The organism is Siminovitchia terrae (assembly GCF_003605405.2).
Taxonomy (GTDB): domain Bacteria; phylum Bacillota; class Bacilli; order Bacillales; family Bacillaceae_C; genus Siminovitchia; species Siminovitchia terrae.
In genome coordinates this window covers 201,638-217,927 of sequence record NZ_QYTW02000003.1, presented here as the reverse complement: position 1 = coordinate 217,927, position 16,290 = coordinate 201,638, and the positions used below count along the sequence as shown (strand labels likewise).

Below are 16,290 nucleotides of genomic sequence, written 5' to 3'. Positions count from 1 at the left end.
TAAATACGCCTTCGATGTGGTATTATTACCTTTGTGACTGTGACAATTAAGATTGTCCGTCTGTAACTACGGTGTTCCGCTGCAACGAAATGTTTTGTAAGAGCATCGGTTGGAAGGAGATGAATACGATGCACAAATTAATTGAAGAAGTGACTAAAGAGCAATTGCGTACAGATCTTCCAGCATTTCGCGCAGGTGACACAGTTCGTGTCCACGTGAAAGTTGTCGAGGGTACACGTGAGCGTATCCAGTTGTTTGAAGGTGTAGTCATCAAACGCCGTGGAGGCGGAATCAGCGAAACTTTCACTGTCCGCAAAATTTCTTACGGAGTTGGTGTTGAGCGTACTTTCCCTCTTCATACGCCAAGGATTGCTAAAATCGATGTCGTGCGTCGCGGTAAAGTTCGCCGTGCGAAACTTTACTACTTGCGTAAACTACGCGGTAAAGCAGCTCGTATTAAAGAAATTCGTTAATTTACGCTTGGTTTCTGGACGGAAGAAAACCTTGCGAATTATAAGTAAATCCGTTACTAAAAAGGGGCTTGGGTTCAAGCTCCTTTTTCTATTTCTCTTGGCAGCAAGTTTACAGTGTTTTTACGGCATAATATACTGTACAATAATATTGTTACAGTTTTTGTAGACTTCTACAGTACATGATTGGATGGTGACAATGTGGCAAAGGAGAAAAACGAGCTCTGGGAATGGACAAAGGCCTTGCTTATCGCTGTAGGATTGGCTGCGCTTATTCGATACGCGCTTTTTACCCCGATTGTGGTAGATGGTTTTTCGATGATGCCAACCTTGCATAACGGGGACCGGATGATTGTAAATAAGCTTAGCAAGCCAGATAGGTTTGATATCATCGTTTTCCATGCTCCTGAGCAGAAAGATTATATCAAACGGGTCATCGGCCTTCCAGGCGACACAGTCGAATATGTAGGTGATACTCTCTATGTAAATGGTAAGGCATATAACGAGCCCTATTTGGAAACCTATAAAGAGCAAACACCTGAAGGGCCCCTTACTGAAGATTTCACCTTGGAAGAAATCACAGGCCAAAAGACCGTTCCGGAAGGCGAACTTTTCGTCATGGGTGACAACAGGCGCTCAAGCAAAGATAGCCGCCATATAGGAACCATTTCTATGGACAAGGTCATAGGAGATACAAGCATCGTCTATTGGCCGATTAAAGATATAAGAATTGTTAAGTGATGATGGAGGAACGTAATTCATGACTATCCAATGGTTTCCCGGTCATATGGCGAAAGCACGCCGGGAAGTGACGGAAAAATTAAAGCTGGTAGATATCGTATTTGAACTGGTGGATGCACGGATTCCCGTTTCATCTGCCAATCCGATGCTCCAGGAAATCATACAACAAAAGCAGAGACTGATTCTCCTTAATAAATCAGATATGGCAGATCCGGATGTGACAAGACAATGGATCAGTCGTTTCTCGGAAGAGGGGAATAAAGCACTTGCAATCAATTCCCAATCAGGCAGAGGGTTAAACGAGATCATAAAGGCGGCGGAGGAGCTGCTAAGAGAGAAAAGAGATCGCAGAAAAGCTAAGGGATTAAAGCCGCGAGCTATCAGAGCGATGATTATTGGTATCCCAAATGTTGGAAAATCCACACTGATCAACCGATTGGCAAAGAAAAATATCGCCAAAACTGGCAATACACCTGGAGTCACAAGAGGGCAACAATGGATCAAAGTGGGAAAAGACCTCGAGCTCCTGGATACTCCAGGCATATTATGGCCGAAATTTGAAGATCAGGAGATAGGTTATAAGCTTGCCTTAACCGGCGCAATAAAAGATTCGCTTCTGAATATGCAGGATATAGCCGTCTTTGCTCTTAGGTTCCTTGAAGCTCACTATCCCGAAAATATGAAAAAAAGGTATCAGCTTAAAGAGATACCTGAAGATATAGTAGTTTTATTTGATCATATCGGAAAACTTCGTGGATGCCTAACATCTGGCGGAGAGATCGATTATGAAAAAACAGCGGAGACAGTCATCATGGATGTTCGGGCGCAGAAGCTGGGAAATATAACCTTCGATATGCCGGATGTGATTATAGATTAAGACCTATATGTACCAGGAAAACATGCGATCTTCTTGAGTATGTGTTGACAGGTATCTGCTGTCTTATCGGTACACATAAGGTACAAGTTGGGTCTCACTGATTTTTAAGAGCAAGCGTATGACCTTCAGTGGCATTCAAAACGTCTGTCTTTCTTTTTTTACTATGAGGTTATTGGAAGGACACATCATTTTTATGAAGATTTGCCGTAAAGATAGCACGGCGATCACTTTTTTGGGATGAAAGGTAATGGGACTGGATGAAAAATCAGACAATCGCACAGATAAAGGAAGTTTTGAGAGAAATAAAAAATGAAAATGATCCTTTTTTTATGGAGCTACAATCAGATTCCCGTAAAGGCGTTCAAGTCCTTTTGAATAGCTGGAAAGCCGGAAAGGAAAAAGAACGCAAGGAGCATGAACAGTACACGCGGATGTCAGTACATGAAAATCAGCTTAGAAAACAAGGGTTCAAGTGGATCGGTGGAATCGATGAAGCTGGTCGCGGCCCTTTGGCTGGGCCAGTAGTCGCCGCAGCCGTCATATTGAATGAAGATAACTGTATTTATGGATTGGATGACTCGAAGAAGCTGAGTGAAACAAAAAGAAATGAACTATTTGGTCGAATTCATGAAGAAGCGCGAGCGATAGGTGTTGGCATTATTTCCTCCGGGGAAATTGACCAGCTCAATATATATCAGGCTGTGAAAAAAGCGATGAATCAGGCTGTCAGTGAACTGGCTATCCAGCCAGATTTTTTGCTTTTGGACGCTATGGCAATAGAAGCCCCCTATCCGCAGGAATCGATTATAAAAGGCGATGCAAACAGTAATTCCATTGCGGCTGCATCCATCATTGCAAAAGTTACCCGCGACCGGCTTATGGCTGAATACGAACAGCAATATCCGGGGTATGGATTTGGAATACATAAAGGTTACGGAACGAAAGCTCATTTGGATGCTCTAAAAAAGCTTGGTCCCTGTCCGATCCACAGGCAATCATTTGCTCCAGTTCAAGCGGCCATGAATCGATCATGAGGGGGGAGCGACCTGGATATACATGCATTAACCCAAGATTTGTTTCAAACTCTGAGCTCGGGTCAAAACCGGACCCTTACATTGAGGAGTGGACAAATATTTTTTGCCCATGTGCATAGAATTTTTCCAAATCAGCATGCAGAAATACAACTGGGTACTCACAAGCTGATTGCAAGGCTAGAAGCGCCTTTAGAAAGTGGAAAAGGCTATTTCCTTCAGGTTGAGTCGGTAGAGGGAGAACCGCAGCTGAAGCTGATCGGATCGAAGCAGGCGGATCAGTTCTCGCTTATGAGACAATTATCCCTGCCGAATGAAAAAGGGTACCGTGCCCTCACTGAGTTCTTTACAAAAGAATCCCTAAGCCTAACTCGGGAGCAGATTCAACAAGCTGGACAGTGGGTCGGAAAGGCATCGGATAAAAAACTGGCATTAGATGCTATTAAACTGATGAACACTAGAGATATGCCCTTTACTGAAAGCATATTCAAGTCACTGCTTGTTGCAGGCAACAAGCAGCCATTGACTGAAATCATATCTACCTTACATACGACTCTTGCTTTAGAAAAAGATCCAGACCCAACTGGACAAAGAATCGTCGCTTTGATTGATGAATTGGGAAAAGAACCGTCACAAAAAGGGGCAAACGCGGAGCCGTTTGCATTTCAAGGTAAAGCAGCAATGGCGAACATAAAGCACGCCATTCACCAAATGGGACTGTTTTATGAACATGCAATCATTCGTGACGGTGAAGCAACCGGTACAGAATCTCTTAAAGCCCTCCTTATCCAATATTTGGGACGACCTGGCGCAAACATTAATCCTACTGCCCGGCAGGCGGCAGAGCAGTTGCTTCACAGAATGAATGGTCAACAGCTACTATCCATTGATACCGGACCTGTCCAGCAAATATTTTTTGACCTTCCGATAGAATTAAATGGTAGTAGGACTGAACTCTCCTTCCAATGGGAGGGAAAGCGGCGGGAGGACGGGAAAATCGATCCGGGTTATTGCAGGGTTATTTTTTATCTGGATATGCAGAACCTTAACCAGACAGTGGTTGATGTAAAAATTCAAAATCGGATAACGAATATTACTGTTATAAATATGAATTCTCCAGAAATCAAAGCGTTTGCCACCATGTTCATACCTACATTGAAAGAAAAACTGAAAGAGCATGATTATGAGTTGTCAGCGGTCCACTTTAAACAGCCTGTTAGTCAAAAAAACAAGCAGCTGCAAAAATTTAGTCCCCGTCCTTACTCAGGAGTTGATATCCAAATATGAATAAAAGTCGATTGATGGAAGCTGTGGCCCTAGGTGGTCGGGACGATGATGGAAATGCCCCCATCCTTAGGGCAAAGGGCAAAGGTATAACAGCAGAAAAAATAATCGAAGCAGCAAAGGAACATGGAATACCGGTCCAACAGGATTCGGCGTTAGTTGAACTGCTGGGACAGCTTGACTTGAACGAGGCGATACCGGAAGAACTATTTGAAGCAGTTGCGGAAGTTTTTGCATTCATTTACAAGCTTGATCGGAAAATGGGCGAAAGAAAAACAGACCAACCGTAAAAAGTGGACTTCCTGTCGCCATTTTAATACAATAAACACGCAATCTATTTTTTTATAGTAACGATAGGAGGACGGAAAATGAATATCCATGAATACCAGGGTAAAGAAATCCTTAGAAAATACGGAGTATCTGTACCTAATGGAAAAGTAGCCTTCACCGTGGATGAGGCAGTGGAAGCCGCAAAAGAACTCGGTACTGCTGTTACTGTCGTAAAAGCCCAAATCCATGCAGGTGGACGCGGAAAAGCGGGTGGGGTAAAAGTAGCGAAAAACTTGGATGAAGTCCGTACATATGCTGAAGAGATTCTCGGAAAAACCCTTGTTACGCATCAGACAGGCCCTGAAGGCAAAGAGGTAAAACGTTTGCTGATTGAAGAAGGATGTGATATCAAGAAGGAGTATTATGTCGGTCTTGTTGTAGACAGAGCCACTGACAGAGTCGTCTTGATGGCTTCTGAAGAGGGTGGTACGGAAATTGAGGAAGTTGCTGAAAGAACACCTGAAAAAATCTTCAAAGAAGTTGTTGATCCGCTTGTCGGTTTAACTGGCTTCCAAGCGCGCCGCATCGCTTTCAATATCAACATCCCTAACGAATTGGTTGGAAAAGCTGCCAAATTCATGATCAGCCTTTACAATGCTTTCGTAGACAACGATTGTTCAATTGCTGAAATCAACCCTCTTGTTGTGACAGGTGATGGAAATGTACTAGCTCTTGATGCGAAGTTGAATTTTGATGATAACGCTTTATTTAAACATAAGGATATCCTTGAGTACCGTGATCTTGACGAGGAAGATCCGAAGGAGATCGAGGCATCGAAGTATGATTTGAGCTATATCGCTTTGGACGGCAACATCGGGTGTATGGTGAACGGTGCAGGCCTTGCTATGTCTACAATGGACATTATTAAGTATTACGGTGGAGAACCTGCAAACTTCCTTGATGTTGGGGGCGGAGCCACTGCTGAAAAAGTAACGGAGGCATTTAAAATTATCCTTTCTGATGAAGCGGTCAAAGGTATCTTTGTCAACATTTTCGGTGGTATTATGAAGTGTGATGTCATTGCATCCGGAGTGGTCGAAGCTGTAAAACAGGTTGGGCTCGAAGTTCCTTTAGTCGTAAGGCTTGAAGGAACGAATGTCAACAGAGGAAAAGAAATCCTGAACGAATCTGGTTTGAATATTACAGCTGCGGATTCCATGGCTGATGGTGCACAAAAGATCGTTGAATTGGTCAAGTAAGTAGATTGGGCTATATGCTTTGGAATCAATGTCGTTTAATCAAAGATCATTTGAAAGGCAGGGAAAATCATGAGTGTTTTTGTCAATAAAGACACAAAAGTAATTGTACAGGGAATTACAGGCTCAACAGCCCTTTTTCATACAGAACAGATGATTGAATACGGTACAAAAATTGTCGGCGGCGTGACACCAGGAAAAGGTGGACAAGAGGTTGCAGGAGTTCCGGTTTTCGATACAGTGGAAGAAGCTGTAAAGGAAACGGGAGCAAACGCTTCAGTCATTTATGTACCAGCGCCATTTGCCGCTGATGCTATCATGGAAGCGGTCGATGCGGAGCTGGATCTTGCTATTTGTATCACTGAACATATTCCTGTTTTGGATATGGTGAAGGTTGTCCGCTATATGGAAGGCAAGAAAACAAGACTCGTTGGCCCTAACTGTCCTGGAGTCATTACTCCTGAGGAGTGTAAGATCGGAATCATGCCTGGTTACATACACAAAAAAGGACATGTCGGAGTTGTCTCCCGTTCAGGAACATTGACCTATGAAGCGGTACACCAGCTCTCTGAAGCAGGGGTTGGACAGACTACTGCGGTTGGAATCGGCGGCGACCCTGTAAATGGCACTAATTTCATCGATGTGTTGAAAGCTTTTAATGAGGATCCAGAAACAGAAGCTGTTATCATGATTGGTGAGATTGGGGGCACAGCAGAAGAGGAAGCTGCTCAGTGGGTAAAAGCGAATATGACTAAGCCGGTTGTTGGGTTCATCGGCGGACGTACTGCACCTCCTGGAAAGCGTATGGGACATGCTGGTGCCATCATTTCAGGCGGAAAAGGAACAGCAGATGAAAAAATCCGTGTCATGAACGAATGCGGAATCAAAGTTGCTGATACTCCTGCCGTTATTGGTGAAACATTGATTGGAGTCTTGAAGGATAGAGGACTCTATGAAAAATGTAAGACACATTAATTTATAATGGGAAGCCTCTAAATCAGAGAGGCTTCCTTTTAAAAAATGAACAAGGAAGTGATCCATATTTTTACAGAAAAGCTGCTCCATTTGATCCATTGCCCGCAATTGGGGAACGCAGCAATTAGAAATCTTCTTAAACATGACCCCACTCTATCAAACCTTTACTCTTTTTCATCCTCTAAACTTCAACAAATTTTTCAGTTGAATCACTCCCTCTATAAGAAATTCTTCCATGACTTTCAAAGAATCGATATCCAAAGAATACTTGAAAAATATCACACTAACGGAATCTCAATCATTACTTTTAAGGATGAGGAATACCCTAAAATACTCAGAGAGATTCATGATCCGCCGCTTGTCCTTTTTACCATGGGAAAAAACATTCTGCTAAAAAGGCAATTAATCGCTGTTGTAGGAGCCAGAATGGCTGATAATTATGCAAAAAAAGCGATTGCCATGCTTCTTGCTCCTCTTCTTGAAAGTGGATTTGTCATTGTCAGCGGACTGGCCAAAGGGACTGACACTTTAGCCCATCAACAGACCATCCGGCTTGGCGGAAAAACGATTGCTGTACTGGGCGGGGGATTCTTTCATTTATACCCGCCGGAGAACATGCGGCTCGCTGAACAAATGAAGGAAGAACATTTAATCATTTCCGAATATCCACCAATCTGGCGCCCTCAAAAGTGGCATTTTCCCCAAAGAAACCGCATCATTAGTGGATTGTCCAAGGGTACAGTCATCGTTCAGGCGAAATCAAGAAGTGGATCACTGATCACTGCGGATTTTGCTTTGGAAGAGGGCAGGGAAGTCTTTGCAGTTCCGGGGCCAATAGGTGAACCCCTGTCAGAAGGGGCAAACCACTTGATACAGCAAGGGGCAAAGCTGGTTACTTCCGGATATGATATATTGGAAGAATTGTATATCGAATGAGTTTTTTCATAGAATAAGAAAGTAAAAAATTAGATGAAAAATTTTGATCGAATGAAGTTTTTATATGTCTAGCTACGACGTACAGGAAGTACTAGTGCAAGCGAAGCGACAGGACGTCGCGCCCTGAGCCTGCCGACGTACAGGAAGTACTAGTGCCACCGAAGCCACAGGATGTGGCGGCTTGAGGAGGCAAGGCGCCATTTGCTCGAGGCCACAAGTCACACGGAAGTTTATTCAGGAAGAATGTGCTCCTGTGGCACAGCTTAATCAAGGAAGCATATGTTTCCCTCGTCGCAAAGCTGCATGAAGCATACTCAAGGAAGCTTTTCACGATGTAATTAAAATGAGCAGCTTTGCTGTGGTGGCTGAGGAACTCCCTCATCAAAATTTGCCTAGTGCTTGTCGCCTAAGGAAGCGCCCTTTCGATTTTCTTATAAGTTAAAATCAAAAAAACTTGCAATTTTGTGGAAAGTGGGATAGATTCATCAACAGAAGCTTGGAACAGGCGGTCTTAATAAAAAAGAACGTGAATATATACAGGGCCATCCCTTCTAGGCCACAAGCTATTGTTCTGTGGTGACTGAAGTACTGATTCCTCGCAATTCGCCTAGTGCTTGTCGCCTAAGGCAGCGCGCTTTACAGCGTATGTTCTATTTATTTCATTGACAAACATATGATACACGTATAAGATTTATTCTGATTTACTGAATTTACCTCTGGGGAGGATTACTGCATGTCGGATTACTTGGTAATTGTGGAATCGCCTGCAAAGGCGAAGACCATTGAACGATATTTAGGAAAAAAATATAAAGTGAGAGCATCCATGGGGCACGTCAGGGATTTACCGAAAAGCCAAATGGGTGTAGATGTTGAAAATAACTATGAACCGAAATATATAACAATTAGGGGAAAAGGCCCTGTTTTAAAAGAATTAAGAACTGCTGCAAAAAAAGCGAAAAAAGTATATCTTGCAGCTGACCCCGATAGGGAAGGTGAAGCGATCGCCTGGCATTTGGCACATAGTCTTGATGTGGACATCAATTCCGACTGCCGTGTCATTTTCAATGAAATTACGAAAGATGCTATTAAAGAATCTTTTAAGCATCCCCGTCCTATAAATAAAGATCTTGTAGATGCTCAACAGGCTAGAAGAATATTGGATAGACTAGTAGGGTATAACATCAGCCCGCTGTTTTGGAAAAAAGTGAAAAAAGGTTTAAGCGCTGGAAGGGTCCAGTCTGTTGCTGTCCGCCTAATCATAGACAGGGAGAATGAAATCAAAAACTTTATTCCAGAGGAATATTGGTCAATTGAAGGAGTGTTTACAAAAGGAAAGCTTGAATTCCAAGCTGCTTTCTATGGGGTAAATGGAAAGAAAAAGAAACTTCGATCCGAAGACGATGTAAAAGAGGTACTCGGGCAAATAGACGGTAGTTCATTTGTAGTTCAATCCGTGGTAAAAAAAGAAAGAAAAAGAAACCCTGCCCGTCCGTTTACGACATCTTCACTGCAGCAGGAGGCTGCGAGAAAGCTAAATTTTAGAGCTAAAAAAACTATGATGCTCGCTCAGCAATTATATGAAGGGATCGATTTGGGGAAAGAAGGAACTGTTGGTTTAATTACCTATATGAGAACGGATTCCACGAGAGTTTCAGAAATTGCTGTGAAGGAAGCAAATGATTACATCATATCTCAATACGGAAAAGAGTATGTGGCTGCTGGTACCCGTAAGGAGAAAAAGCAGGCGAACACACAGGACGCGCATGAAGCCATTCGCCCGACAAGCACTATGAGGGAGCCGAATGCTGTCAAAGCCTATTTGAGCCGTGATCAGTTGAGGTTATACCGGTTAATTTGGGAGCGTTTTGTTGCAAGCCAAATGGCTCCGGCAGTCATGGATACAATGACAGTCGATCTGGTGAATGGAGAAGTCATATTCCGAGCGAATGGCTCCCAAATCAAATTTCCAGGCTTTATGAAGGTATACGTGGAAGGAAACGATGATCAATCAGAAGAGAAAGAGAATAAACTGCCTTCTTTTTCCGAAGGTGAGAAGGTAAAAGCTGAAAAAGTGAATCCTAAACAGCACTTTACGCAGCCGCCTCCAAGATATACAGAAGCTAGACTGGTCAAAACGTTAGAAGAATTAGGAATAGGAAGACCCTCCACATATGCTCCTACTCTGGACACAATTCAAAGACGGGGTTATGTCGCGTTGGATAACAAACGCTTTATCCCAACGGAGCTGGGGGAGATTGTTACTGAACTGATGGTGGAATTTTTTCCTGAGGTGCTCGATGTGGAATTTACAGCCAAAATGGAAAATAACTTGGATGAAATTGAAGAGGGCCATGCCGAATGGGTAAAGATTATAGATGACTTTTACCAAGACTTTGAGAAGAGTCTGAAAAAAGCCGAAGCTGAAATGAAAGAAGTTGAAATCAAAGATGAGTACGCGGGAGAAGACTGTGAAAACTGCGGAAACCCTATGGTGATCAAAATGGGACGCTTTGGCAAATTTATGGCTTGCAGCAATTTCCCTGACTGCAGAAATACAAAGCCGATTGTAAAGGAAATCGGTGTGAAGTGTCCGAAATGTAAAGAAGGTAATGTCATAGAGCGCAAAAGCAAGAAAAAGCGCATTTTTTACGGATGTGACCGTTATCCCGAGTGTGACTTTCTCTCCTGGGATAAGCCGATTAGCCGTCCTTGTCCAAAATGCGATGGACTTCTGGTTGAAAAGAAGCTCAAAAAAGGAAATCAGGTCCAGTGTGTCAATTGCGACTATAAAGAAGAGCCTCAAAAATAGAGAAGGTGAGTGCATTGTGCACTCACCTTTTATTGATATATCTGCTCGTCATATGGGCATCGCCGTGTTGTCCGTCTGCGATTGCCATCGGCTCGAGGTCATAAGCCAAACGCTGTTGAAGGCAAACTACGCCTTCTTCAGCGTCCGTCTTATGCTTGTCGCCGATAAGCAGGCACTCTCCGCCTTTCTTTTTCCTTTATCTCGTCAGGAGTCGTCCAGTCTGTACGTCGCTAAACGAGCGCTTCCGCTTTTCTAATGTCCAGCTGCAGCGCCTGGCCTCTCGAGGTCACAATCCGCTTCCCTGTGGTGGCTGAAGTACTGCCTCCTCGGGACCCGTCTTGTGCTTGTCGAGGCCGATCAAGGCGCTTCCGCTTTTCGAATAATGCGCATCGTTTTTATTTGCCAGTCATTTAGGGTAAAATGCTATAGGGATTAAAGAGAATAATTGTGAAAGATTGATCATATATTGGAGGTTTCATACATGCAATCAGTAAATGTTATAGGAGCAGGTTTGGCAGGGAGCGAAGCTGCTTGGCAGCTTGCCAATCGAGGAATTCAGGTTGATTTATATGAAATGAGGCCTGTCAAGCAAACACCTGCCCACCATACTGACAAATTTGCCGAACTCGTTTGCTCCAATTCATTGCGGGCCAATTCACTAACGAATGCAGTTGGTGTTCTGAAAGAAGAAATGAGAATTCTAGATTCACTCATTATCAAAGCTGCGGATCAATCATCTGTTCCCGCAGGCGGCGCACTGGCTGTTGACAGACATGACTTTTCTGGATATGTTACGGAGAAAATCCGTGAAAATCCGCTTATTACAATCCACCATGAGGAAATTACTGATTTTCCTCCCGGTATTACCATTATCGCAACAGGACCGTTGACAAGCGACAGCCTGTCCAAAAAACTCCAGGAGTTGACCGGGCAAGATCATTTGTATTTTTATGATGCTGCAGCTCCTATTATTGAAAAAGATAGCATAAATATGGATAAAGTTTATTTGAAATCACGCTATGACAAAGGAGAAGCGGCTTATCTCAATTGTCCGATGAACGAGGAAGAATTCAATCGGTTCTACGAGGCATTAATTAATGCCGAAACAGTTCCGCTTAAGGAATTTGAAAAAGAAATTTTCTTTGAAGGCTGTATGCCAATTGAAGTAATGGCCCAAAGAGGAATAAAAACAATGCTTTTTGGCCCTCTGAAGCCGGTTGGACTTGAAGATCCGAAAACTGGAAAAAAGCCTTATGCCGTTGTCCAACTTCGCCAGGATGATGCCGCGGGTACGCTTTATAATATAGTAGGATTTCAAACTCATCTCAAATGGGGGCCGCAAAAAGAGGTATTAAGGCTGATTCCGGGATTGGAAGAAGTCGAGATCGTCCGTTATGGTGTCATGCACCGTAATACGTTTATCAATTCGCCATCCGTTCTTCATCGGACATATCAATTTAAGGAAAGGGATGATCTGTTTTTTGCAGGGCAGATGACTGGAGTTGAAGGTTATGTCGAATCAGCGGCCAGCGGTTTGGTTGCAGGCTTAAATGCCGCCTTATTGGCACAAGGAAAAGAGCCGACAGTTTTTCCAAAGGAAACAATGATTGGAAGTATGGCCCATTATATTACATCAACCAGCTCCAAAACTTTTCAGCCAATGAATGTCAATTTTGGATTGCTTCCGGAATTGCCTCAAAGAATTAAAAATAAAAAACTGAAGAATGAGCAATATGCTGAACGCGCCTTAAGTGCCATTCGAAACTTAGCGCAGAATATATAATTTCCTTTGCGTGAAAAAATGAATTGTGATAATATTTAGAAGGCTTTAAAATCGAGGTGGAGAGATGAAGGATCATATCCATTCATTTTTGGAATACTTGCAGGTTGAAAAGAACTATTCATCTTACACGGTCGAATTTTATAAAAAAGATATTGAGCATTTCAGCTTATTCATGAAAGAACAGAGCATTGAAATGTTTGATGAAGTAGAGTATTTCGACGCCCGTCTCTATGTATCTTCATTGTATGAACAGCAATATGCGAGGACTAGTGCTGCCAGGAAAATATCTAGCCTGCGAAGTTTCTTCAAGTTTTTGTTAAGGGAAAAGGCTGTACATGAAAATCCTTTTATTTTGGTCATACAGCCTAAAAAAGGAGTAAGGCTCCCTAGCTTTCTTTATGAAGAGGAAATGCAGCAATTATTCGATTCCTGCGATGATTCGGCTCCATTGGGAAAACGAAACCTTGCGCTGATAGAATTGTTGTATGCCACCGGGATCAGGGTAAGCGAATGTGCCAATATCATGGTAGATGATATAGACTTTGACTTTTCCACCATTCTCGTAAAGGGAAAAGGCAGAAAAGAACGGTATGTCCCTTTTGGAATTTTTGCTGCTAAGGCGCTTGATTCCTATATGAATGATGCAAGAAGTATGCTGGTTCGAGGCTCTGGACACCGGAGTCTGTTTGTAAATGCCAGAGGCGGTCCATTAACTGAAAGAGGAATTCGCCATGTCCTCAATGACGTTATGAGAAAGGCGTCTTTATCTGGGAAAATCCACCCGCATATGTTCCGTCACAGCTTTGCGACACACATGCTGAACAATGGCGCGGATATGAGGACTGTCCAAGAATTGCTGGGGCATACCCATCTTTCATCAACGCAGGTTTATACCCATGTTACAAAAGATCATTTAAGGAAAACATATATGAACAGCCATCCACGGGCTTGAAGGCAAGGAGGTAAACAATGGATAAGTTCCATGCAACGACAATATTCGCCGTTCATCATAAGGGCAAAAGCGCCATGGCCGGCGATGGGCAAGTGACATTTGGAAATGCGGTAGTTATGAAACATACTGCACGCAAGGTACGTAAATTATTTAATGGTAAAGTATTGGCCGGTTTTGCAGGATCGGTAGCAGATGCTTTTACATTATTTGAGAAGTTTGAAGGAAAGCTGGAGGAATTCAATGGGAACCTGTCAAGAGCCGCAGTTGAATTGGCAAAGGAATGGCGCAGTGATAAGGTTTTAAGAAAACTTGAAGCCATGCTGATTGTAATGGATGAAACGGATTTGCTGCTCATTTCGGGTACAGGCGAAGTCATTGAACCAGATGACGGGATTCTGGCAATAGGATCGGGAGGCAATTACGCACTTGCTGCTGGCAGAGCCTTGAAAAATTATGCAGCTGAACATCTAACTGCAAAAGAGATGGCCAAAGCTGCATTGGAAATTGCTGCGGATATATGCGTCTACACAAATCGACAAATAATTGTCGAAGAATTGTAACACATGTCGAACGTGCAATACGTTACTGTAAGAGGGAGGGACTATTTTGACAATCGTTAACAATGGAGCCGCTATGACTCCTAGACAAATTGTTGAAAAGCTCAATCAATATATCATCGGTCAAAATGAGGCGAAGCGGTCAGTCGCGGTGGCACTCCGCAATCGTTATCGCAGGGGGCTTTTAGGCGAGGAACTGAGAGATGAGATTATTCCGAAAAACATTCTGATGATGGGCCCCACCGGTGTCGGAAAGACTGAAATTGCCCGCCGTTTGGCTAAAATGGTTGGAGCTCCGTTTGTAAAAGTAGAGGCGACCAAATTTACCGAAGTGGGTTATGTAGGACGGGACGTCGAATCAATGGTCCGCGATTTAGCTGAAACATCGATCAGGATTGTCAAAGAAGAGAAAATGCAGGAAGTAAGGGGGCGTGCGGAGAAACAGGCGAACCGCCGTCTTGTTGAGCTGCTTGTACCAAGAAAAAAGAAAGCCGAAAACTTTAAAAACCCTTTTGAAATGATCTTTGGCGGGAACCAGCAGTCTGAAAGTTCATCAACCCAAGATGAACAGGAAGATCTGAACATCCGTGAAAAAAGAAGAATCATTGAAGAAAAGCTTGCAAATGGAGAACTCGAAGACGAAATTGTGCAAGTGGAGGTTGAAGAACAGCAGCCATCCATGTTCGATCTGTTCCAAGGTTCCGGCATGGAGCAGATGGGCATGAATATGCAGGACGCTTTGAGTAACCTGATGCCTAAAAAGCTTAAAAAAAGGAAGCTTCCCGTTAAAGAGGCACGAAAAGTTCTGACGAATGATGAGGCCCAAAAGCTGATTGACATGGATGAAGTGACGCAGATGGCAATTTTCAGGGCGGAACAAACAGGGATCATCTTTATTGATGAAATTGATAAAATCGCCAGCAAAAGCCAGTCTTCATCTGCAGATGTTTCAAGAGAAGGCGTCCAGCGGGACATCCTTCCGATTGTCGAGGGCTCAACAGTGGTGACCAAATATGGACCGGTCAAAACAGACTACATTTTATTTGTCGCTGCCGGTGCCTTCCACATGGCGAAGCCATCTGATTTGATCCCGGAACTTCAAGGTCGTTTTCCGATTCGGGTTGAACTCGAAAAACTGACAGTAGGAGACTTTTACAAAATATTGACTGAACCTGATAATGCATTGATTAAACAATATTCAGCATTATTGGAGACTGAAGGTATACAAATAGAATTTTCTGACGATGCTATTAACAGGCTTGCAGAGATTGCTTTTGATGTGAACCAGAATACCGATAACATCGGAGCGAGGCGTCTGCATACAATTATGGAGAAACTGCTTGAAGATTTGTCGTTCGAAGCGCCAGATGTTACGATGGAAAAGGTTGAAATTACTGCTCAATATGTGGACCAAAAACTTTCTGCAATTTCTAAAGACAAAGATTTGAGCCAGTTTATTTTATAAAAAATGTGTCAACAATCGTTGTAAGTTTTTAATAATTTAGGAGGAGAAACAATGGAACTATTAACAAGGACTAGAACTATCAATGCGATGCTGCAAAAAGCTGCAGGAAAACCAGTAAATTTTAAGGAAATGGCTGAAATATTATCTGATGTTATTGAGGCTAACGTATATGTATTGAGCAGAAAAGGGAAAGTGCTTGGCTATTCTGTTCGCCAGCAAATTGAAAATGACAGAATGAAAAATATGCTTGAGGAACGCCAGTTCCCGGAAGACTACACAAAGAGCCTGTTCAATGTTTCTGAAACTTCTTCAAACATCGACGTGAACAGTGAATATTCAGCTTTTCCAGTAGAAAATAAAGATTTGTTTGCAACGGGCTTAACAACAATCGTGCCAATTATCGGTGGCGGTGAAAGACTAGGGACATTGCTTTTGGCAAGGCTTGAGCAGGAATTTGATAATGATGATTTAATTCTTGCTGAATACGGCGCTACAGTGGTTGGTATGGAAATTCTTCGTGAAAAAGCTGAAGAAATCGAAGAGGAAGCGCGCAGTAAAGCTGTTGTACAAATGGCGATCAGCTCTCTTTCGTATAGTGAATTAGAAGCAATTGAACATATTTTCGAAGAGCTCAATGGAACAGAAGGGCTGCTTGTTGCTTCAAAAATTGCTGACCGGGTTGGTATTACAAGATCAGTTATTGTCAACGCGCTTAGAAAATTGGAAAGTGCTGGTGTAATCGAATCGCGGTCGCTTGGAATGAAAGGTACTTATATCAAAGTGTTGAACTCCAAGTTTCTTGTTGAATTGGAAAAGTTAAAATCAAACTAAATTAATATATGTAACAAAAAGAACGTTCGAAGTCCTCTTCGGACGTTCTTTTT

15 protein-coding genes are annotated in these 16,290 nt (G+C 42.9%); all 15 read left to right on the top strand.

Annotated elements, in window-relative coordinates; translation table 11 throughout:
• The first annotated feature begins 128 nt into the window (after nt 1-128).
• The 15 genes from rplS (at nt 129) to codY (ending at nt 16,237) form a co-directional block, all read left to right on the top strand.
• Entirely contained in the window at nt 129-473 is a 345-nt protein-coding gene (rplS, locus tag D5F11_RS05395; RefSeq protein WP_018705160.1) for a 50S ribosomal protein L19, read from the top strand.
• 198 nt (nt 474-671) lie between these two features.
• Nucleotides 672-1,211 (top strand): signal peptidase I, encoded by a 540-nt coding sequence (gene lepB / locus D5F11_RS05390; RefSeq protein WP_120115188.1) that lies wholly within the window; start codon nt 672-674, stop codon nt 1,209-1,211.
• A 19-nt stretch (nt 1,212-1,230) separates the two neighbouring features.
• Nucleotides 1,231-2,088 (top strand): ribosome biogenesis GTPase YlqF, encoded by an 858-nt coding sequence (gene ylqF, locus D5F11_RS05385; protein WP_120115187.1) that lies wholly within the window; start codon nt 1,231-1,233, stop codon nt 2,086-2,088.
• A 257-nt stretch (nt 2,089-2,345) separates the two neighbouring features.
• The gene (locus D5F11_RS05380; RefSeq protein WP_120115186.1) at nt 2,346-3,122 is read left to right on the top strand and encodes a ribonuclease HII; all 777 of its coding nucleotides are present in this window, start codon (nt 2,346-2,348) and stop codon (nt 3,120-3,122) included.
• 81 nt (nt 3,123-3,203) lie between these two features.
• Complete coding sequence (locus D5F11_RS05375) at nt 3,204-4,406, top strand: hypothetical protein (protein WP_126646507.1); 1,203 nt, start codon at nt 3,204-3,206, stop codon at nt 4,404-4,406.
• Nucleotides 4,403-4,693 (top strand): EscU/YscU/HrcU family type III secretion system export apparatus switch protein, encoded by a 291-nt coding sequence (locus tag D5F11_RS05370; RefSeq protein ID WP_120115184.1) that lies wholly within the window; start codon nt 4,403-4,405, stop codon nt 4,691-4,693. Before D5F11_RS05375 ends, D5F11_RS05370 begins: the two co-directional genes overlap by 4 nt.
• A 78-nt stretch (nt 4,694-4,771) precedes the next feature.
• A complete protein-coding gene (gene sucC, locus D5F11_RS05365; RefSeq protein ID WP_120115183.1) occupies nt 4,772-5,932 on the top strand; it encodes an ADP-forming succinate--CoA ligase subunit beta in 1,161 nt (386 codons plus the stop codon).
• Between the two features lie 69 nt (nt 5,933-6,001).
• Entirely contained in the window at nt 6,002-6,904 is a 903-nt protein-coding gene (gene sucD / locus D5F11_RS05360) for a succinate--CoA ligase subunit alpha (RefSeq protein ID WP_120115182.1), read from the top strand.
• A 45-nt stretch (nt 6,905-6,949) separates the two neighbouring features.
• A complete protein-coding gene (gene dprA, locus D5F11_RS05355; protein ID WP_120115181.1) occupies nt 6,950-7,840 on the top strand; it encodes a DNA-processing protein DprA in 891 nt (296 codons plus the stop codon).
• A 733-nt stretch (nt 7,841-8,573) separates the two neighbouring features.
• Nucleotides 8,574-10,649, top strand: a complete 2,076-nt coding sequence (gene topA / locus D5F11_RS05350; protein WP_120115180.1) for a type I DNA topoisomerase — start codon at nt 8,574-8,576, stop codon at nt 10,647-10,649.
• Between the two features lie 481 nt (nt 10,650-11,130).
• Nucleotides 11,131-12,432, top strand: a complete 1,302-nt coding sequence (gene trmFO / locus D5F11_RS05345) for an FADH(2)-oxidizing methylenetetrahydrofolate--tRNA-(uracil(54)-C(5))-methyltransferase TrmFO (RefSeq protein ID WP_120115179.1) — start codon at nt 11,131-11,133, stop codon at nt 12,430-12,432.
• 64 nt (nt 12,433-12,496) lie between these two features.
• Complete coding sequence (gene xerC, locus D5F11_RS05340; protein ID WP_120115178.1) at nt 12,497-13,384, top strand: tyrosine recombinase XerC; 888 nt, start codon at nt 12,497-12,499, stop codon at nt 13,382-13,384.
• 17 nt (nt 13,385-13,401) lie between these two features.
• Nucleotides 13,402-13,944 (top strand): ATP-dependent protease subunit HslV, encoded by a 543-nt coding sequence (gene hslV, locus D5F11_RS05335; RefSeq protein ID WP_120115177.1) that lies wholly within the window; start codon nt 13,402-13,404, stop codon nt 13,942-13,944.
• A gap of 73 nt (nt 13,945-14,017) precedes the next feature.
• Nucleotides 14,018-15,406: an ATP-dependent protease ATPase subunit HslU gene (gene hslU / locus D5F11_RS05330; RefSeq protein WP_120115315.1), complete on the top strand. Its 1,389-nt coding sequence runs from the start codon at nt 14,018-14,020 to the stop codon at nt 15,404-15,406.
• A gap of 51 nt (nt 15,407-15,457) precedes the next feature.
• The gene (gene codY, locus D5F11_RS05325; protein WP_120115176.1) at nt 15,458-16,237 is read left to right on the top strand and encodes a GTP-sensing pleiotropic transcriptional regulator CodY; all 780 of its coding nucleotides are present in this window, start codon (nt 15,458-15,460) and stop codon (nt 16,235-16,237) included.
• Nucleotides 16,238-16,290: the final 53 nt, after the last annotated feature.